Origin of the sequence: Dyadobacter sp. CY327, assembly GCF_021390415.1 — a bacterium.
Lineage (GTDB): Bacteria > Bacteroidota > Bacteroidia > Cytophagales > Spirosomataceae > Dyadobacter > Dyadobacter chenhuakuii.
Map to the genome: position 1 here is coordinate 1663913 of NZ_JAJUXJ010000001.1, position 20207 is coordinate 1684119.

17 protein-coding genes are annotated in these 20207 nt (G+C 48.5%); 12 read left to right on the forward strand and 5 right to left on the reverse strand.

The features are described from left to right. The first annotated feature begins 100 nt into the window (after nucleotides 1–100). The 4 genes from glgX (at nucleotide 101) to LZG74_RS07025 (ending at nucleotide 4393) form a co-directional block, all read left to right on the forward strand. Entirely contained in the window at nucleotides 101–2302 is a 2202-nt protein-coding gene (gene glgX, locus LZG74_RS07010; RefSeq protein WP_233795854.1) for a glycogen debranching protein GlgX, read from the forward strand. 15 nt (nucleotides 2303–2317) lie between these two features. After that, nucleotides 2318–3034 (forward strand): DUF421 domain-containing protein, encoded by a 717-nt coding sequence (locus tag LZG74_RS07015; RefSeq protein ID WP_233795855.1) that lies wholly within the window; start codon nucleotides 2318–2320, stop codon nucleotides 3032–3034. Continuing rightward, nucleotides 3031–3717, forward strand: a complete 687-nt coding sequence (locus tag LZG74_RS07020; protein WP_233795856.1) for a DUF421 domain-containing protein — start codon at nucleotides 3031–3033, stop codon at nucleotides 3715–3717. Before LZG74_RS07015 ends, LZG74_RS07020 begins: the two co-directional genes overlap by 4 nt. A 79-nt stretch (nucleotides 3718–3796) precedes the next feature. Next, nucleotides 3797–4393 carry a hypothetical protein gene (locus tag LZG74_RS07025; RefSeq protein ID WP_233795857.1) on the forward strand — a complete coding sequence of 199 codons (597 nt, stop codon included), beginning with the start codon at nucleotides 3797–3799 and terminating at the stop codon, nucleotides 4391–4393. 133 nt (nucleotides 4394–4526) lie between these two features. Here LZG74_RS07025 and LZG74_RS07030 read toward each other — a convergent pair whose 3' ends face one another. Further along, a complete protein-coding gene (locus LZG74_RS07030; RefSeq protein ID WP_233795858.1) occupies nucleotides 4527–5441 on the reverse strand; it encodes an LEA type 2 family protein in 915 nt (304 codons plus the stop codon). 154 nt (nucleotides 5442–5595) lie between these two features. On the opposite strand from LZG74_RS07030, the gene LZG74_RS07035 reads away from it, so the two are divergent. The 5 genes from LZG74_RS07035 to LZG74_RS07055 all read left to right on the forward strand — a co-directional run bounded on the left by LZG74_RS07035 (nucleotide 5596) and on the right by LZG74_RS07055 (nucleotide 11797). After that, complete coding sequence (locus tag LZG74_RS07035; RefSeq protein WP_026631009.1) at nucleotides 5596–6753, forward strand: zinc-dependent alcohol dehydrogenase; 1158 nt, start codon at nucleotides 5596–5598, stop codon at nucleotides 6751–6753. Between the two features lie 7 nt (nucleotides 6754–6760). Beyond that, the gene (locus tag LZG74_RS07040; RefSeq protein ID WP_233795859.1) at nucleotides 6761–7255 is read left to right on the forward strand and encodes a hypothetical protein; all 495 of its coding nucleotides are present in this window, start codon (nucleotides 6761–6763) and stop codon (nucleotides 7253–7255) included. 212 nt (nucleotides 7256–7467) lie between these two features. Continuing rightward, on the forward strand, nucleotides 7468–8544 hold the full coding sequence (locus LZG74_RS07045; RefSeq protein WP_233795860.1) for a glycosyltransferase: 1077 nt from the start codon (nucleotides 7468–7470) through the stop codon (nucleotides 8542–8544). Between the two features lie 57 nt (nucleotides 8545–8601). Beyond that, a complete protein-coding gene (locus tag LZG74_RS07050) occupies nucleotides 8602–10461 on the forward strand; it encodes a glycoside hydrolase family 2 protein (RefSeq protein ID WP_233795861.1) in 1860 nt (619 codons plus the stop codon). After that, nucleotides 10448–11797, forward strand: coding sequence for an amine oxidase (locus LZG74_RS07055; protein WP_310589289.1), 1350 nt, complete (start codon nucleotides 10448–10450; stop codon nucleotides 11795–11797). The genes LZG74_RS07050 and LZG74_RS07055 overlap by 14 nt, the downstream gene beginning before the upstream one ends. Here the strand turns inward: LZG74_RS07055 and LZG74_RS07060 are convergent. The 3 genes from LZG74_RS07060 to LZG74_RS07070 are packed head-to-tail and all read right to left on the reverse strand — an operon-like array spanning nucleotide 11794 to nucleotide 15463. Then, nucleotides 11794–12774, reverse strand: a complete 981-nt coding sequence (locus tag LZG74_RS07060) for a glycosyltransferase family 9 protein (protein ID WP_233795862.1) — start codon at nucleotides 12772–12774, stop codon at nucleotides 11794–11796. The genes LZG74_RS07055 and LZG74_RS07060 overlap by 4 nt on opposite strands. After that, a complete protein-coding gene (locus LZG74_RS07065) occupies nucleotides 12771–13751 on the reverse strand; it encodes a glycosyltransferase family 2 protein (protein WP_233795863.1) in 981 nt (326 codons plus the stop codon). Before LZG74_RS07065 ends, LZG74_RS07060 begins: the two co-directional genes overlap by 4 nt. Further along, entirely contained in the window at nucleotides 13751–15463 is a 1713-nt protein-coding gene (locus tag LZG74_RS07070; RefSeq protein WP_233795864.1) for a carbamoyltransferase C-terminal domain-containing protein, read from the reverse strand. Before LZG74_RS07070 ends, LZG74_RS07065 begins: the two co-directional genes overlap by 1 nt. 233 nt (nucleotides 15464–15696) lie before the next feature. Between LZG74_RS07070 and LZG74_RS07075 the strand changes: the two genes are divergently transcribed. From LZG74_RS07075 to LZG74_RS07085, 3 genes are read left to right on the forward strand one after another with little or no spacing between them, the layout of a single operon-like run. After that, nucleotides 15697–16704, forward strand: coding sequence for a glycosyltransferase family 4 protein (locus tag LZG74_RS07075; RefSeq protein WP_233795865.1), 1008 nt, complete (start codon nucleotides 15697–15699; stop codon nucleotides 16702–16704). After that, nucleotides 16676–18001, forward strand: coding sequence for a glycosyltransferase family 1 protein (locus LZG74_RS07080; RefSeq protein WP_233795866.1), 1326 nt, complete (start codon nucleotides 16676–16678; stop codon nucleotides 17999–18001). The genes LZG74_RS07075 and LZG74_RS07080 overlap by 29 nt, the downstream gene beginning before the upstream one ends. Before the next feature lie 16 nt (nucleotides 18002–18017). Continuing rightward, nucleotides 18018–18500, forward strand: coding sequence for a CinA family protein (locus LZG74_RS07085; protein ID WP_233795867.1), 483 nt, complete (start codon nucleotides 18018–18020; stop codon nucleotides 18498–18500). A 37-nt stretch (nucleotides 18501–18537) separates the two neighbouring features. Here the strand turns inward: LZG74_RS07085 and LZG74_RS07090 are convergent, their stop codons facing one another. After that, a complete protein-coding gene (locus LZG74_RS07090; RefSeq protein WP_233795868.1) occupies nucleotides 18538–20079 on the reverse strand; it encodes an FAD-dependent oxidoreductase in 1542 nt (513 codons plus the stop codon). Nucleotides 20080–20207: the final 128 nt, after the last annotated feature.

The following is a 20207-nucleotide window of genomic DNA, read 5'->3' on the forward strand; positions in this document are numbered from 1 at the left end:
CTTGAAAATCAATATTATACTCGCTTTTGGGGTCCTATGGCCCACTTTGGCACACATTTTATATTCGCCGGAAGTTAATGTACAGTAAAGCAAACACATTATGGCCGACAGACATATAGAAAATGAATTGATTAAAGCGCCGAAATCGAGGCAGCTTAAAGTTTTACCGGGAAATCCGTTCCCACTAGGCTCAACTTTTGACGGAAATGGGGTCAACTTCGCGGTATTCTCCGAAAATGCCGAAGAAGTAGATTTATGCCTGTTCAAATCGGAGCATGATACCGAAGAATACATTAAGATCAAGATCGAGGAGGTCACACACCACGTATGGCACGTGTATATTCCCGGACTCAAACCCGGACAACTATATGGTTACCGGGTGGCAGGCCCCTATGAGCCGGAAAAAGGACATCGTTTTAATCCCAATAAATTGCTCGTAGATCCGTACAGCCGCGCGCTGGCCGGTGACCTGAAATGGGATGATGCATTGTTCGGTTATGAAATCGGCCATGAGGACGGAGACCTGAGTTTCAGCAAGTCCGACAGTGCGCCATTTATCCCAAAATCGATTGTGATTGACGGCCAGTTCGACTGGGAAGACGATAAGCGTCCTGAAATTCCTTACCATGACTCTATCATTTACGAAGCGCATGTCAAAGGGCTGACGATGACGCATCCGGACATTCCCGAGGAAATTCGCGGCACTTATGCAGCCCTGGCCCATCCGGTTACCATTAAGTATCTTACTTCGCTGGGAATAACGGCCATTGAACTGATGCCGGTCCACCAATTTGTGGCCGACAGGCATTTACTGGAAAAAGGGCTGACCAACTATTGGGGCTATAACACCCTCAATTTTTTTGCACCCGACCCACGATACAGCAGCAGCGGGCATAATGGAGAGCAGGTTACTGAGTTTAAAAATATGGTGAAAGAGCTCCATAAAGCGGGTATTGAAGTGATTTTGGACGTGGTGTACAACCATACCGCGGAAGGCAATCACCAGGGACCCACGTTTTCTTTCAAAGGATTTGACAATGCTTCCTATTATCGGCTGACCCCGGAAGACCAGCGCTATTACATGGATTACACGGGCACAGGAAACACGCTGAATGTGCAATTGCCTAATGTGCTCGCGCTGATCATGGACAGCCTGCGTTACTGGATCACCGAAATGCACGTGGACGGTTTCCGCTTTGACCTGGCGTCTACGCTGGCACGAACGCTGCATGAGACGGATAACCTGGGTTCTTTCTTCAACATTATCCATCAGGATCCCATTATTTCGCGCGTCAAACTGATTGCGGAGCCCTGGGACATTGGTGATGAAGGTTATATGGTAGGGAAATTCCCTCCTGGCTGGGCGGAATGGAATGATATGTTCCGGGATCAGATCCGTGATTTCTGGCGCGGGGAGTCGGTAGGGATAAGTGCTTTTGCCAATCGTTTTACAGGCAGCCCGGACCTTTACCAGGGCGATTACCGCCGACCCACGGCAAGCGTTAATTTTGTTACAGCCCATGATGGCTTCACGCTACACGATCTTGTTTCCTATAATTCGAAGCATAATGAGGCGAATGGCGAGGATAACAAGGACGGGGCCGATGATAACAGGTCGTGGAACTGCGGTGTAGAAGGCGAAACGGATGACGAAGCCATTATTCTGCTTCGGAACAAACAAAAAAGAAATTTTCTGGCAACAATGTTCCTGTCACAAGGCGTGCCGATGCTGGTAGCAGGCGACGAGCTGGGCCGTACGCAGGGAGGCAACAACAACAGCTATTGTCACGATGATGAAATATCCTGGGTTTCATGGGAAAAGGCTGATAACCAATTACTTGATTTCACCAGATCGCTGATCCGGTTCTGCAAGGAGCATCCGACCTTCCGGCGCAGGAGGTGGTTCCAGGGCTTGCCGCTCCACGGTTCCGAAGCGAAAGACATTATGTGGTTTATGCCTGACGGAAATCAGCTCACGGATGAGCAGTGGGAAAGAAGCTGCGCAGGTGCGATAGGAGTTTACCTGGATGGAAAAGGGATCCGGTGCGTAAATATGGACAACGAACGCATTGTAGACGATAGCTTCCTGCTGATATTCAATAATTCCGATGAAGCGGTGGACTTTGTGCTGCCGTCAGAAGAATGTGGTAACGAGTGGGAGATAGTGATCGACACCGACGCTGGGATGATTGCAGAATCGGGCGATGATTTCAAACCCGGAGAAGTATTAACTGTGCCTGCCAGCTCCATTATGGTCCTGAAATGCCCGGATGCAGGAATAGAGAAAAATACTTTATCCTAGATCTTTTTTGAAATAATGAAAAAAGAAGACATACAGCCCTGGGACTGGCAAAGGATATTGTTTGGGGAAGCGCCGCCTGAATTCCTTGTGGAAGTTTTTGTACGGACATTCATCATTTATATTGCTTTGCTCATCATTGTGAGGCTGATGGGTAAGCGCATGGGCGGTCAGTTGACGGTATCCGAGCTGGCCGTTATGGTCACCCTCGGTGCAATCGTCTCACCTGCCATGCAGATCCCGCAGCTGGGCGTGCTGATGGGTATCCTGATCCTGATCTGCGCATTGATTTTTCAACGCGGCCTGAACCTTACAGAGACGAAGAGCCCGGCATTTGAAAAAATAAGCCAGGGAGAAACGCAGCTTCTTGTTAAGGATGGCCGTATTCAGCTCGATCAGATGGCCGCTGCAAAGGTGTCGCGGCAGCAGCTGTTTTCCGCTTTAAGAAGTGAGAATGTCTATAACCTTGGAGATACGGGGCGTGTATACTTAGAAGCCTGCGGTATTTTTAGTATTTACAAAACCAAGGAGCCTGCCGCAGGCCTTCCTATTTTTCCTCCAACCGATGATGCTGTGAACGGTTATGCCCAGGAAATGGTAGAAAATTCCCGCGCATGTGCCACGTGCGGGAACGTTACAAATTCAGCGGATGAAGACGAGGCTTGCCAGATCTGCACCGCTAAAACCTGGATCTCCGCCACCATTTCCGTAAAATCCCAACTTGCCGATTCATGAAACCAGAAGACATCCATATCAATGATTGGCAACGAATATTCATAGGCGACGTTCCTCCTGAATTTTACCTGGAAGTAGTGTTACGCATTGCTGTTATCTATCTCATCCTCATGGTCTCCATGCGGCTTATGGGCAAAAGAATGGCCTCACAGCTCAGCCGTAATGAAATGGTAGCGATGGTATCCCTTGCTGCCGCCATCGGTGTACCGCTGCAATCGCCCGATCGCGGCATTCTTGCAGCTGTGGTCATTGCGGTAATCGTCGTATCTGTTCAGCAGCTGATCGCCAAGCTTGCCACCAGAAATGAAAGGCTGGAAACGGTTACACAGGGGGATATAACACCGCTTATTGAGGATTCACATCTGAATTTGCATAACATGAAAAAGGTGGGTATAACCCGGGAAAGAGCATTTGCGCAGCTTCGCAGTAAAGGTATCCGGCATCTGGGGGAGGTAAAAAGACTTTATTTTGAAGCTGGTGGCACTTTCACGTTAATGCGAAGATACGATCAGGTGCCCGGGCTGCCTATTTTGCCTATCTGGGACAAGGAATATCAGTATGAGATCAGCGAAGCAGCGGATGAGTACGTTTGTGAGCAATGCGGCAATGCAGCCGTTGACAATGCAACCGATCAGAAATGCACGAACTGTGGCAGCGACGCCTTTATTTATGCAGTAAAATAGATTTGCAAAATTATCTGAAAAGCGGGCAATGGGCACTGATTTTTTAATGATAGCAAAAAGAAACATCCTAGCCTTGTCCATGAAAACCATACATTTATTTGACCAATATGACCTCGACTCGCTATTTTTAAAGAAAACAAACGAGGTTAACGACCTGATAAGCGAATGGCCTGACGCTTATTTCGCGCCGGAGCAAATAGAAATGCACATTAGCGGTCTGAAAAACGATCAGGAGCTGAAATTGCCCCAGTTAGATTTTCTCAACGGGCGGCAAGAATTGTGTGAACGGATTTATCCTGTTTCAGTTTACCAGCCAGGACGAAATAATAAAGCAAAGGTTAAGGTTTCTGTCCTGATCGTGCATTATGCCTTTAACGGACAAACCTATCTCCTGGGATGTCGGCCGCCTATAGACGTGCCGGCGCCGATAGGGGAATGGCAGGCAGATATAGTAAGCCAGCATATCAGTGTCGAATATATGGATTATGAAAAGTATCCAAAAAAGACATTGGCAGCGCACCAGGAATATGCAGCAGGTCTGCAACGCTGTTATGAATCTTTGCAAACAGCATTTGCAGAATTCAACAACAGGCTGGACGATATTATTAAAACTGCCATTAGTCAGAAAAGCGGTGAAATGGATGATATGCACCGGTTGCTAGCCTTGCTGAGATAACGTAAGTTGCAATGCATGAGGGAGTTAAACTGGGCAGATTAATGCCAGTATTGGGGAATTTATAAAGCCGGAACATTCCGGCTTTTCTTTTGAGCCTAACCGTCGCATTTATCTTTCTATCAAAAGTTTAGCATTAGTCCGCCTTCTTTACAGCATTCGTGATTTCATCGAGCGTGCCTGTGATGGTTGTAACCATTTTACTTTTGTTGAGCATCTTGTTTTCAGAATCGATCATGCCCGCGAACTTGCAGGCAAACTGCGTATCTTTTTTGTCTGTCAGCATTTTCCAGCCGGTTTTCAGCATATTGCCGTCTGTTAACTGTGCATGCACAGAAATGTTCTGGCTTCCTTTTGCCGGAATTGAAATGGTTTTTTCCAAAACTCCGTTCATCTGAAGCGCGTCTTCCACGCTGAACTCAAATTTTCCATCACTTAATTTCAGGGGAAATAAATTCGGGTTAAACACCGCCACTTCGATATCCATGCCTTTGCTTTTCAGGGCAAGTGCATTCAAATCCACATGATTGATTTTTACTTTGGGTATTCGCAAAGCAGGCAGTCGCTTCGAGACTTTCATGGTAAATTCGCGGTCACCGGCAATAGGAACATCCACCTCAAAAGAAGCTTTCATCTGATAATCCGCACTGTCAATCTTATTGTCCTCAAAATATTTGAGTACTCGGGCCATTGGCTTTACCAACAGCTCCATAGGCATGGTAAGCGTGGTGCTGTCAGATGAACGGATGTTGATAGGTTTCTCATAAGCATCCTCGATCACCTTTACGGAATCGATATAGACGACGTAATTGAGCCGGCTTGTTTTAATGTCGACCGGAAGGGGGTTATGAAGTATGACCTTGCTTTGCATTTTGATCCGCTCGGCATCAATGTCCGTGATATTTGTTGAAGCCACGCCGATTGTAGGCATCACCTTATCTGCCGCCTTTTCTTTCGCGTTTTCCGAAGAAGGCGACTTCCACCACCAAATCCCAACCCCAGCCAGTACAAGCAATACCAGCAAAACGATTAACCATTTATTGACCCGCATATGCATGAATTTTAGATAACTATTTATTCCCGCGGGCTATAATTTTTGTGCCATTGCCGATTTAGCGTGCATATAACTAATCTTCTGAGGAATGGTTTTTTAGTAAGGCGCGCTTCAACAGGAATATTAATCATCACTAACTAAAGAAAATAATATGTTAGCAATGAATTACCGCGGACCTTACCGCGTAAGAGCAGACCGGAATAAGCCGATGCCTGAAATCGAGCATTCCGGAGATGCGATCGTGCGGGTTACCCGCTCATGTATTTGCGGCTCAGACCTGCATTTATATCACGGATTAGTGCCGGACACAAGAGTGGGCACGACGTTTGGCCATGAGTTTATTGGCGTTGTTGAAGAAATCGGAGATTCGGTTCAAAACCTGAAAGTGGGTGATACCGTCCTGGTGCCTTTCAACATTGCGTGTGGAAAATGCGTTTTCTGCCAGCAGGGGCTGTATGGTAACTGCCATGAATCCAATCCGGAGGCAACTGCGGTAGGCGGGATCTTCGGTTATTCGCACACGGCTGGGGGCTTTGACGGAGGGCAGGCAGAATATGTGCGCGTTCCGTACGCTGACTTTGGCCCGACGCTCATCCCCGAAGACATGGATCACGACGATGCAGTTTTGCTTACAGACGTTGTTCCCACAGGTTACCAGGCTGCGGAAATGGCCGGTATCAAACCGGGTGATACGGTGGTGGTGTTCGGTGCCGGGCCGATAGGCATTATGGCAGCGAAATCGGCATGGCTGTTCGGTGCAGGAAGGGTGATCGTTATTGATCACATTGAATACAGGTTAGAATTTGTAAAACAATACGCGCAATGCGAAGCCTATAACTTCCGCTCATTGGAAGATCCTGTGCTTTTTATTAAGAAAACAACAGACTGGATCGGGGCTGATGTGTGTATTGACGCAGTAGGCTGCGAAGCGGCCGGAGATGCATTGCAGACCATTACCGGCCGGAAACTGATGTTGCAGGCCGGTTCAGCAACAGCCTTACACTGGGCTATTAATGCTGTTAAAAAAGGCGGAATTGTGTCGATTGTGGGTGTTTACGGTCCTACGGGTAACCTCATCCCGATCGGTAATGTAGTCAACAAAGGCATCACGATCAGGGCCAATCAGGCGTCCGTGAAACGGCTGCTTCCAAGGTTGATCGAGCACGTGCAGGCTGGCCGCCTGGATCCGAAAGGGATCATTACGCACCGGATTCCGCTGGAAGAAGTAGGGGACGCTTACCATATTTTTTCCGCGAAACTGGACAACTGTATAAAAACGATTCTTATCCCACCATCAGCAAGAAAATAAGCTCGATATGAAAAAGACAGCAAGTGATTACAGCCACATTAACGGATGGGGCATCGACGCGGACCCATTGGACGTGCCGAACTATCCGATAAAAAAACGAAACGAAAACGATAACAAAGGGATGATCTGGGAGCGCCCGGCGCAACAACCGGCGCTGGTTGAAATATTGCATTCCAACGAGCGTCCCGGACTTACAGCCGTGTTCGGCACACCCAATCCGCCAAAAGGGCTGAGCGGGCAGTTGCGGCGCTTTGCTTTCCGGTACAGTGAAAACACCTGGACGCACTGGCTGGCACTTTTAGTAGCCGACCGGATCAACATGATGGAAGGAATCGGCGAAGATCTCAAAAACGGTCACATACCGGATCTGATCGCAGAGCATGGATTGAAATCCGAGCTGCAGTTTAATAAAATAGGGTTGGCAAAAAAGGTGCTGACGGGTGCAGCGGTGATTACATTCGCTGTGTTACTAATGAAGTCACGCTCGCGGGACGACAGTTAAGAAGCCTGCATTTTAATCCAAAAAAAGACCCGTACTCATTCCAGTGCGGGTCTTTTTTATAGCGCCATTTTCGCCTGGCACAATTCTTATTTAAGTGGGAGTTTTTTCTTTTAATCCGACACCGTTTTCTTATGACCACCAGACTTCAGAAAGACCTACTATGTTTTTCCCACCTCAGGTGGGACTTTGTGTTTCAGCGGCCTCAACACTTGATGACACGCTTTGCCCAAAATGGGAACGTTTATTTCCTGGAAGAACCTTTCTTCGATGCTTCCGGGAAGGCATATCTTGACATTAATAAAAAGCTGCCCGGATTATGGGTTTGCGTGCCGCATCTTCCGGCCGGCGGCACACAGGAGCAGACCAACGCGCAGATCAAAATGCTTCTGGATTCATTCTTCGAGGAGCGTGACTGCGCTGATTTTGTATTTTGGTATTATACGCCCGTTGCCTTTGAGTTTTCAAGATCATTTGCGCCCGGCCTGATCGTGTACGACTGCATGGATGAGCTGTCGGCATTTAAGTTTGCGCCACCGCGCCTTAAATTCGTCGAGCAGCAGCTTTTGGCCAAGGCCGATGTTGTATTTACCGGCGGCGTAAGTTTATATGAAGCCAAGAAGGCAAGTCACCACAACATTCATCCATTCCCGAGCAGCATTGATAAGCAACACTTTCAGGCAGCCAGAAAACAGCTGGCAGAGCCGGAAGACCAGGCTTCCGTTAAAGGAATAAAACTGGGCTTTTATGGGGTGATCGATGAGCGTTTTGATCAGCAGCTGATCCGCGAAATAGCCAGCAAGCGACCGGACTGGCATTTGATGCTGATAGGGCCTGTTGTAAAAATCGATATGGCCGAACTGCCTGTTGCAGACAACATTCACTATCTGGGATGCAAGACTTATCAGGAACTGCCGTCCTATCTGGCAGGATGGAATGTAGCATTGATCCCGTTCCTTTTGAATGAATCCACGCGTTTTATCAGTCCTACAAAAACACCCGAATATCTCGCCGCAGGCAAGCCTGTGGTGTCCACTGCGATCCGTGATGTTGTTTTTCCATATGCAAAAATGGGTCTCGTGAGTATCGGGCACGATGCAGATACTTTTATTAATGCTATTGAGCATGAGCTCACTAACCAGGAGAATGCGCAATGGCTGCAGTCCGTAGACGAATATCTGGCGGACAAGTCCTGGGAACACACTTTTAGCGCCATGCAGCGGTTGATGCTTTCAGTCAAAAAGCAGGAAACGCCGGTTGCGCTGACAAGAGAGCTCAAAAGTGCCAGCTAGTAACAGTATCCGTCCGCATTAGTGGACATAACCGACGCGGAATTCAAAAAAATAGCAATGCAAAACCATACCAATTACGGCTCGTCCAAAAGCCGGGAAGCGAATGTTGAGGACCTTACATTTCAGGATGATCTGCCCCGCGCGGTGCTCCGGCCGAACGAATATGTGCTGCTCGATGGAGAGTGGAAATTTGCAGTCGATCCGAATGACCAGGGGATTACTGAAAGCTGGTATGTCCGGCACAATTTTTCACAAACCGCGCAGTGGCCCGGAAGTGTAGAACAGCACCTGGCAGCATCCCAGCATGACCTTGCTTCCTGGAAGGACAAAATCGTAGTATGGTACGAACGTGAATTCGAACTTTCTCAGGAAGCATTGGCCGAGCATGATACGGACAGCATTTTGCAGCTGACTTTTGGTGCCTGCGGATATGAGACCCGGGTTTGGTTAAACGGTCATCTGTTATCCACCATTGAAGGCGAGCAGGTCCATATGGGCGAGTATACCTCATTTTCATATGAATTGGAAGTGCTCCGGCCGGTCAACAAGCTTACCGTTCGTGTTACCAGCAGTATGGACGCTGATATTCCGCGTGGTAAGCAAGAATCCCATGTTTACAAACGGGGCGGCATCTGGTACCAGACATTCACCGGCGCGGTCCGCAGCATATGGCTTGAAAGGGTAGAACGAAACCGTTTGCGATCCAGGGTAGGTGTTGTGAGCATTATCGAGGATAACCTGGTGCGGTTCACGCTTACCACGCGTATTCATGACCCGGGACAGTACAAGATCAAGCTGTCGGTTTTTGGTGCCGAATCGGGGAAATATGATAAACTCGTGGCAGAGGACGAATTTCCGCTCGTGCTTGTAGCAGGCCAGAAGGCGCAACGGCTTGTGCTGGACTTGCCGGATGCGTTGCTATGGTCGCCCGAAACGCCCAACCAATACCGGCTTGTGGCGCAGCTCATTGATGAAAGAGGCGCTATTTCTGAAATTGAAACAAAATTCGGCCTCAGGAAATTTGAGGCCCGGGGCAGTCGCCTGTATCTCAATAATTTGCCGGTTTACCTGGATGGCATTCTTTACCAGCCGGGCAATGCCAGCTATGACCAGATCAAGAAGCATTTGCTGGCTATGAAAGAGCTGGGATGCAACTTGGTAAGGATCCACATTGCGGGTGTGGACCCGCGTATTTATAAATTGGCCGATAAAATTGGCATACTGCTGTGGGTGGAAGTTCCCAGTCCGCACCAATCGACGCAGAAGAGCCGGGAGAATCACCGCGCCGAGCTGATGCGCATGCTGGCATTGATCGGGACGCATCCTTCCGTAGTGATATGGAGCTTGTATAATGAAGATTGGGGAGCCCAGGACATTGCCGTGAATGTGGATACGCGCCAGTATATTATTAATATGTATCACTTCATGCAGATTGCCTACCCGCAGTTTATAGTGGTTGATAATGACGGCTGGCAGCATATTTCCTTTGAGGGAAGATTAAAGTCCGATCTGCTGACCGCGCATTTGTACACCCCTGACCTCAATCATTGGAAATGGATGCTCGATGAATTGACAGCCGGAAATCTCAATTCGGTTGCAGCCTTTCCGCTCGTTGTCGGCGACCCGTTCTTTTACAGGAAACAGGTGCCGCTGATCGTAAGTGAATGGGGAGGTTTTGGATTTGAAAACTACGGCGGGCCGGTGGACGATTCTGCACGTGCCAGCCAGATCGCCCTTTTTAAAAAGGAACTGAGAAAGCGGTCCTTTTCGGGAGATGTTTATACGCAGGCCACCAACATTGAGGATGAACGCAACGGACTGATTGACTTTGAAACCGGCGAATTAACGGTTCCGGCCGGACTGCTTACATCCTCGCCCGACCCGGATCAAGAAATAAACCGCAATGACAGACATTAGACCAACAGCAATGCTGACTGAAAATAACATCCTGACTGAATCAAAAAGGACTTTCGAGAATCCATTCAAAACATTTTGGATGGCAGGCTTCGAATGCACGGATCAGTTGAACAACAGCGGCGAACGGGTCGATCTGCTCGAAATGACCGGTCACCTCGAACTGATCAGGGCGGATTATGCACGGATTTCGTTACTGGGAATTTCAGCGGTGCGCGAAGGGATTCGTTGGAGTTTCGTGGAGAGAAGCCCTTACGAGTATGATTTCAGTCCGGTGCTGGAAATGATGCGTGCGGCTGACGAGCACAATGTGCAGCAGATCTGGGACATTTGTCATTTTGGCTACCCAGATGATCTGAGTCCTTTCCATCCCAAGTTTACCGCGCGTTTTGTGGCGCTTTGTGAGGCATTTGTTGATTTTTATTTTCAAAATAATCCTGGGAAATTATTGCTCGTAACACCCATCAATGAGGTGAGTTTTATTTCCTGGCTGGGCGGAGAAGTGGCCGGAACGGTGCCTTACTGTACGAAAAACGGCTGGGAATTGAAGTATGCATTAATGCGCGCCTACATTGCAGGAGCCAGAGCAATGAAACAGCGCAGCGGCCTCGTCCGGATCGTGACCACAGAGCCGCTCGTGAATATGGTGCCTGATTTCGACCCGGACTTCGAAGACCTGGCAACCGCCGCTGCACAGAATGAGCAGCAGTTCCAGTCCGTCGATATGCTTTGCGGGCGGATATGCCCGGAGCTTGGCGGCAGCGAGGATCTGGTGGATGTGATCGGCTTTAATTTTTATTATAACAACCAATGGATCATAGGCGGATACCAGTTTCTCGGCTGGAACGATCCTGTGCTTGATCCTCGCTGGAAACCGCTGGCCGATCTTTTGCAAGCCGGATACGAGCGATATAACAAGCCAATCATTATATCGGAAACGAGCCATCCCAAAGAGGACAGACCTTTATGGATCAATATGATCGCATCGGAATGTGCCGATGTGCTGGATCGCGGCGTTCCATTGCTGGGCGTGTGTCTATATCCGATCATCGACCGGCCCGACTGGGACCATCTCCATATCTGGCATCATTCGGGACTTTGGGATACTGATTTTTCAAGCAAATACAGCCGGGTTTTACATGAAGAATCGCAGCACGCGCTAATGGCGGCACAAATGCTTATTACAAAAACACTGGAAGCAAAAAAGCAGTCCGCTATACACTTGAATATTACAGATCCAGACGATGTGTCGTATCGTAAAACGAACGACTTCAATACGGAAGATCTGGCGACAATGAAGACGAGCGACTTTGATCCGGAAGGTCTGTCGTATAACTAAATGCTCAGCAGGTTGTCAAGCGCCATGCGGACGTTTTCGAACGATGTATCCCTGGTCCAGTCAATGGTATAATGCAGAGATTTATTCAAAGGTCCCCAGCGTTCGGGCTCTCCGTCCATACTGATAACAATGCTGCGCGTGCGCGTGGCGGCCGCAATGTGGGAAACGCCCGTGCAGTTACTGATCAGCAGGTCTGCCCCATCAATTAGCGCGGCAATTTCTCCCAGCCCCGTTTTGCCGGTAAGATCCAAAACCCGACGTTTCATTAAGCCAATCACTTGCGCAGTAATAGGTGCCTCGTCCTTTGTGCCGGTAATGATTATGTGATAGCCTTGATCTGCGCAATGGTCCGCCAGGCTGGCGAAATGTGAGGGAGGCCATTGCCGCCATGCACCGCGGGAACCCGGATGTACACATACATAACGACCATCCGGCAAGGAAACGGATTCCTGCAGATGCCGCCTTTCAGCCGCTGATATCGGGAATTCCAGATCCGTGCCCAGTGAAGGGATTCCGAGGTTTTCCAGCATTTTTAAATGTTTCTCAATCTCAGAAATGCCATTGGGATATTCAAGAAAAAGCGCTTCATTACTGTGATTACCAGCACTATGAAAGCCCGCGACCGGCCCAGCGTCTAACTTTTCCAGCATTTCATTGACAATGTTCCCGTTCCCCTGCATTTGCAGGATAAGGTCGAAATGCTCCTCTTTTATCTGCGCCTGAAAAGCATCCCAGGCTACTTCGTCAAACGGTTGCTCGGGTAAGCCGTGGTAGCCGGGGAAATGAATGAAACGATCGATATAATCAGAAAACCGCTCGCTGAAGGATGCCGCCCAGGGCAATCCGAGCAATGTTATTTCGGCGTCGGGATAGCTATTGCGAAGCGCCCGTAATGCTGGAACCGTGCAAAGCATATCGCCCAGTTGTAACGCCCTGAAAATGGCAATCTTATGTGTGGTATCCGGGGAGAATTTCATAGGAAAAAAACTTTATAACGCATGGCTCCGCGCAATGTCCAATATACGGAAAGGTAGGGGATCAGAAACGAAGTAATGATCATTTCCAACCGGTGCGACCAACTTAAATCTGTGCCTTTCAGGCGTTTCAGAATAAAACGGGTCACTGTAATGAGCCAGATCCCAAGCGCAATGCCCGCAATCCATTTATTGCCTGCAAGCAATCCAATAATGGCAACTATGGTCGACATTATAATAATATAATAATTCCACACTGGTCCGCTCGCGATCCTGGTCCTGTAAAGGTCGGGGTGCTTTTTGAACAGCAGCGCATTAAACATACTTTTTTCCTGGTCGCGAATGCTCGATCCCCAGGCCGCCTCGCGCACAGGATGGCATACCAGCGCTTCGTGCACCTTGATAATGGGTATTTTATTTTTCAAAAACTTGAACTGCAGATCAGAATCTTCACGCCAGGCTGCGGGAAAAGATTCGTCAAACCCGTTAACCTGCTCCAATGCGGCTCTGGTACAAGCGCAGTTGGCCGTAATGAACTCGGCCGTAGCCAGATGTGAAACATTTTTCTGATAATCCGTGGGCCGCTCAGGAACCGGAACTTCAACTTGTCCCGTGAATGCCATCGCTGGTAAAACCTCATTTTTATATTGCTGCCAGAACCCTTGCAGCCAGCCCGGTGCGGGAATGCAGTCATCATCCGTAAATGCGATCAATGAACCCTTGCTGTTTTTCCAGCCGGAATTCCGGGCAGCCGCGGGGCCACTTTTTCTTTCAAGGGGAAGAAATGAGATGGATAAATGAGGCTGCTCGGCCCTGATACGCTCAATAAGCAATGCCGTTGCGGGATCAGGCCCGTCGGAGACCACAATAACCTCGAAGGCAAAGCCTCTGCACGTTTGCAGGGCTATGGCTTCGAGGCACTTGCGCAAAAGTGTGGGTCGCCGATAAGTTGGGATCACTACACTAATCAGGTCTGCCATTATTTTTCGAGGATGAAAGAATTAATGATCAGGGCGTCGAATGGTGATGTCCAGAAACATTCGATGGCATCCCGCGGAGAGCAAACAATGGGTTCGCCGCGCGTATTGAATGATGTATTTACAAGAACAGGCACGCCCGTTTTTGCTTTGAACTCCCGGATAAGCTCATAATATAACGGATGCTGCTGTGCATTAATGGTCTGCACGCGTGCCGTTCCATCCGTATGACGTACCGCCGGGATGCGGTCCGCTTTATCATCTTTTACAGGATATACAAAAAGCATGAAGGGAGAAACGGTTGCGTCTTCAAACCATTCAGGGGCATCTTCTTCCAAAACCACCGGAGCAACAGGCCGGAAATCTTCCCGGTCCTTGATATCGTTAAGCCTGGCCTGCATATCCGGGTGAATAGGTGACGCCAGGATAGACCTGCTCCCCAGCGAGCGCGGACCAAATTCCATACGGCCCTGGTACCAGGCAATAATCTTGTCTTCAGCCAGGATAGCGGCCGTTTCGCTGGCCACATTATACAGTCTCTTATAAGGCATCTTTGCCCATATCATGAATTTTTCTATCTCATCATCGGTATATTCAGGTCCCCAGTAAACGTGGTTCATCTCTGCCGTATAGCGCATATCGCCTTGCGCGTTCAACGCTACATCCAGCCATTGCGCCGCTCCCAGCGCCGTGCCTGCATCTCCTGCCGCCGGTTGTACCCACACATTTTTGAACGGGCCATGATCCCGGATCACTGCATTCATTACGCAGTTCAGTGCAACGCCTCCGGCCATGCACAGGTTTTCCGAGTTGGTTTGTTCGTGCAGCCAGTGAACCAGTTTCAGCACAGTTTCCTCCAACGCTTTTTGCAGGGAATGTGCAATGTCGTGGTGCAGCTGCTCAAAAGGATCATCTTTTTTCCTCCCTGGTCCCCACCATTGTTCCGGGTCGAAGTCATCAATTGTATATTGGCCGTTGTCCTCAATATGGATCACGGAACGGAAATCTTCTATATAGACCGGCTTACCATAGGAAGCAAGGGCCATGACTTTGTATTCATCGGATGAATGCAAAAAGCCCAGATAGGTTGTGATTTTTTCATATAACATACCCAGCGAGTGCGGCATATCCACCGTCGCCAGCTGTGTGATTTTATTTCCTTTTCCTAAAAAATAGCCTGTCGTTGCCTTCTCACCGCGGCCGTCCAACGTCAGCACGGCTGATTCTTCATAAGGAGAGGGAAAGAAAGCGCTTGCTGCATGCGCATTATGATGGTTGATGAATGTCCATTTTGCATTTAAATCACCCGCATCCGCAAATCGTTTTTGCAAATGGTGCGGATAACCGTCCCGGAGCTGATCGGGTGCTTTGCGTATGTAATTGAGAAATAATGTATCCCAGCCATTGTATACATCTGCCGCTTCCAGCACATCAGAGCCGGAAAGCAGGTCGTCTTCGTATACGGCTGCTTCGCTTACGCCATCCGGATCAAATGAATACGCAATGTGGTCGACGTCCTTCATGGTGATGCCCGCTGTTTTGAGGCAATAATCAATGGCATGAAACGGAAGCTCCCACGTGGAAAAAGGAACAGGCCGTTTCCCGTGCTTGATATGCGTAAAACGCTCTTCTTCGGCGGCAGCAATGATCTTGCCGTCCTTTACGAGTGCTGCGGCGGTATCGTGAAACGCAGCATTGATTCCAAGGATATACATAAGCAGTGGTCTGGTTTAAAATGCAGCGGGTTGCTTACAAGTTTGGTGCCAGCAAGATGTGTGGAACTTATTGCTTGTAAATCTGAGATTCTAAAATGTTGATAAAAATCCTGAAATCGTTTCGTCCTGACAATGAGCAGGTTTCGTAACTCATTGATAATTAGGGAAGCGTTTTGTACTGGATGGCATTGTTTTTATAACGCCGTTCTGTCCTCATCCAAATTCGCTGACCTATGCATCAAATCAACACGACAAATGGAAGGTTAAAAATCTTTACCTGGCACATTCACGGAAGCTATCTGTACTACTTATCGCAAGGTGATTATGACATTTGCATCCCCGTTACTGAACGCAAGAGTGAAGGCTATTACGGTAGGGGAGAAACGTTTCCTTTTGGTCCGAATGTGATTGAAGTGCCGGCAGGGGAAGTCAGGAACATGCAGTTTGACTGCATCCTTTTTCAGTCCGAACGCAACTTCCTGATTGATCAGCATGAGGTTCTCGCCGACTGGCAGAAACAACTCCCGCGCGTATACGTGGAGCATAACACACCGGAAAAGCATCCCACCAACACGCGGCACGTCATGTCGGATCCGCAGGTGACGCTTGTGCATGTGACGCATTTCAATAAGCTGATGTGGGACAGCACCGGAATTCGCAATGTGCGGGTAATTGAGCACGGAGTGTGCATCCCGCAGGTTGCTTATCAGGGAGATATCCCCCGGGGCATTGTGGTGATTAACCATATACAACAGCGGGGGCGGATCACTGGTTGGGATGTTTTTGATGAAGTGAGGAAGCATGTGCCGCTGGACCTGATCGGCATGGGAACATCAGAATCCGGTGGGTTAGGCGAGGTGCTGAACCCGCAACTTCCCGAATTTATCAGCCATTACCGATTTTTCTTTAACCCCATCCGGTATACGAGCTTCGGTCTGGCGGTGTGCGAAGCCATGATGACCGGTATGCCCGTTGTTGCGCTTGCTACCACGGAATATGTGACCGTGATCAAGGATGGCGAATCCGGATTTATTGATACCAACATTGGAAATCTAATTGATAAGATGAATTCGCTCATAGCCGATCCTGCAAGGGCTGCGGATATGGGCGCCAAAGCGAAACAGACGGCGCTGGAAAAATTTGACATTAACAGGTTTACCAGTGATTGGGAAAATACCTTCAGACAAACGATCCAACTAACGATCCACAATCATGACAAAAAGAATAGCATTTATCAGTGAGCACGCTTCGCCGCTGGCAACCCTGGGCGGAGTGGATAGTGGTGGCCAGAATGTATACGTGGCCGAACTATGCAAATGTCTGGCTAAACTGGGTTATGTGATTGACATTTTTACGCGGAGAGACGATGAAGATTTGTCTCAGATCGTTCACTGGCTTCCTAATATCCGCGTTATTCACATGGATGCGGGGCCTGCGCAGGAAGTGCCTAAGGAAATGCTGCTGGGGTATATGGATGAATTTACCCAAAGCATGATCCGGTTTATCAACCAGCAGGACTTCCAGTATGATCTTGTGCATGCTAATTTTTTCATGTCCGGCCTTGTGGCTTCCGAAGTTAAAAAACAACTGGATATTCCTTATGTAATTACTTTCCATGCCTTAGGTAAGATCCGTATGATCCATCAGAAAGACAAGGATGCATTTCCCGCAGCCCGGATGGACATTGAGCAGATGCTTGTGGACGACGCCGATTTCGTCATCGCCGAGTGCCCTCAGGACAAACAGGATCTGATAGAACATTATAATGCTGACCCTTCGCGCATAACGATCATTCCGTGCGGGTTCAGTTCCGAGGAATTTTATCCGTATCCCAAAGAAAAAGCCAGACGTAAGCTCGGCCTTGAAAAAGATGATGTGGTGCTGCTCCAACTGGGCAGGGTTGTGCCCCGCAAAGGCATTGACAATGTAATCCGCGCCATCCGGTTCCTGAAACATATTCCGAAGATCAAACTGCTTGTGGTAGGCGGTGCGGATGAGAAGCCTGACTTTGTGAATGATCCGGAGCTCAAACGCCTCAAAGAAGTGGCAGAAGTAGAGGAAGTTTCCGGCGCGGTGGAGTTCGTAGGACGACGGAACAGGCAGCAACTCCGCTACTATTATCAGGCAGCCGATTTCTTCATTTCAACACCCTGGTACGAACCATTTGGCATAACGCCACTGGAAGCTATGGCTTGCGGCACACCGGTCATAGGCTCCGATGTTGGCGGCATCAAGTTTACAGTGTTAGATAAAAAAACGGGCTTTCTGGTTCCTCCGCACAATCCTAAGGCACTTGCCGATGCTTTGTTGGAAGGATTATCATGCCCTGAAAAGTATCAGGCCTTGTGTAATAATGCCTTGAAACGGGTGAATGAGAATTTTACCTGGGCTTATGTCGCAGAAAAAGCGCATCAGCTATATTGCAAGCTGAATGTTGTTTCTGCCAAGAAGCCTGTATATCTTTTTCATTATAAGAGAGCGCAAAGAAAACGGGCTCGTCTATACGGACTACCGGCCGCAAACTATGCAGTTTCCTGATTAAACTATTGAAAATATGCCTTCACAACTGATTATTGATTGTAGTAAAATTTTAAACGAAAAAGGACTGACCATTGCCTTCGCCGAAAGTGCGACGGCGGGCCGGCTAGCCGCGGAGTTTTCATTGACGGAAAATTCCGGCAGTGTCCTCAAAGGCGGACTTGTGTGTTATGATGCGGAAGTAAAAGTGGATGTGTTAGGTATGGATCCGGCTTTGATAGAAGAATTCACTCCTGAATCCGGGGAAGTTACCAAAGATCTGGCCCTGCGCCTGAAAAACCTGATCAAATCTGATGTCCAGGTTGCGGTTACCGGGTTAACCACACCGGGTGGGAGCGAAACGGAACAAAAGCCAGTGGGCACCATCTTCATTCATATGTTCCTAAATGAACGCTCTATTGCTGCAAGGGAAGTTTTTGAAGGCTCTCCGGAAGAAATAGTGCTGCTCGCAGCAGACCTGGCCGCGAAGACGGTTATCCACGAACTGGCGCAATTATGAGTATGATTTAAAACCATACTCATAATTATTACTGATATCATTTTGCCCCAATGTTGACCGGCTGGAGATTTTTTCTGGCCGGTCCTGTTAGTACGGTCCCGTCCGTATCAAAGCGCGCTCCGTGGCAGGGGCAGTCCCAGCTTTTTTCAGCATTATTCCAGTTCACAATGCAATGGGTGTGTGTGCAAACCGGATCTAGTGCCTGGACCTTTCCCGTTGAATCTTTGTAAATGGCCAGCTTCTGACCGTCCAGTTCAACAATTTCACCTGAATCAACCGGTAGTTGGGCAACTGAGTCGATTTCTTGCACACCAAAGCGGTCTGCTATAAAGCGGCCCACGACGTCAGCATTTTCTTTGATGACCTCTGTAAAACCAGCGATCGGCTTAATTCTTGCCGGATTGTACAGGTCTTCGTATTCGCTTTTTCCATTTAAAATAATATCTGAAAGAACCATCGCCGAAACTGTTCCCAGGATCATACCATTTCCGTTGAAGCCTGTGGCTGTATAAATTCCGTCCGAAGCCCCGGGCGACTTGCCAATGTAAGGCAACCCATCCGCCGGAACATAATACTGTGCCGACCACTGGGTGTAAATATCTTTGACGGGATAACATTGTTTTGTAAAGTTGATCAGGTCAGTAAATGACTGTTCCGGATCACCGTGGCCTGTTTTATGGTCATGACCTCCCGCTATCAGATACTTTTGTCCATCGATTTCATGCGTCCTGAAATAATGGTAAGGCTCTTGCATATCATAGACCAGATCCTCAGGATATTCGTCGTTGGTAAGCGTAGCTGCTATGACGTAACTGCGATAAGGCGCATTCCGGAAATGGAGCACATTAACTCCCCCCGGCGGAATGTGGGTGGCATACACAACCGTTTTCGCCTTTATTTCCCGCGACGTTGCTGAGGCAATGTGAACACCGCCTTCTGTTTTAATATCATCAATCAGCGTATTTCCCAATGTTACACCACCCAGCTTTTCAAACTCCGAAAGAAGGCCCTGGATGTATTTGAGCGGGTGGAATTGTGCCTGGTTTTCAAATACAATGGCTTTTTGAAATTCGGAGTTTACGGGAACCTGGCTGGTCACTTCCACTTTCACACCAGCCCGCAGCGAGCTGTCGAAAATATCGTCCAGCTCCTTAGTTTCTTTATCCGTTTGCGAATACACATATCCTTTTTTCCATTCGAAATCGCAGTCGATCTCGTAGGTTTCAACATGCTTATGGATCAAGCGTACGGACCCTGCGATGGAATCCGCGAATTGTTTCGCAGCCTCTTCGCTGAATTTGCTTTCTACTTCTGCAAAAGTGGTGTCTGCAAATGTATTAATGTGTGCCGTGGTGCCTCCGGTTGTGCCATATCCGGGATTGTGCGCGTCCACGAGGATGCAACTCCGCCCGGCCTTCTGTAAGAGTAAAGCCGTTGTTACTCCCGTAATTCCCGCACCTACAACGAGTGTGTCAAATGTCCTGGAAGTGTCGAGCCCATCAGAGGCTGCTGCACCGGATGTATTTTTTTGCCAAAGGCTTGTGTTGCGTCCGTCGCGCGTATTTTTATTATTTTCCATATCATTAATCTAATTTTTTCGTCAGTGCTAAACTAAAACCGTACCAACCGGCATGCTATAAATGCGTGGTGCAGCAATAGTTTTTGAAAAGTGTTTAAAAAGATGGACTAGGGATTAATTTTGCAAAG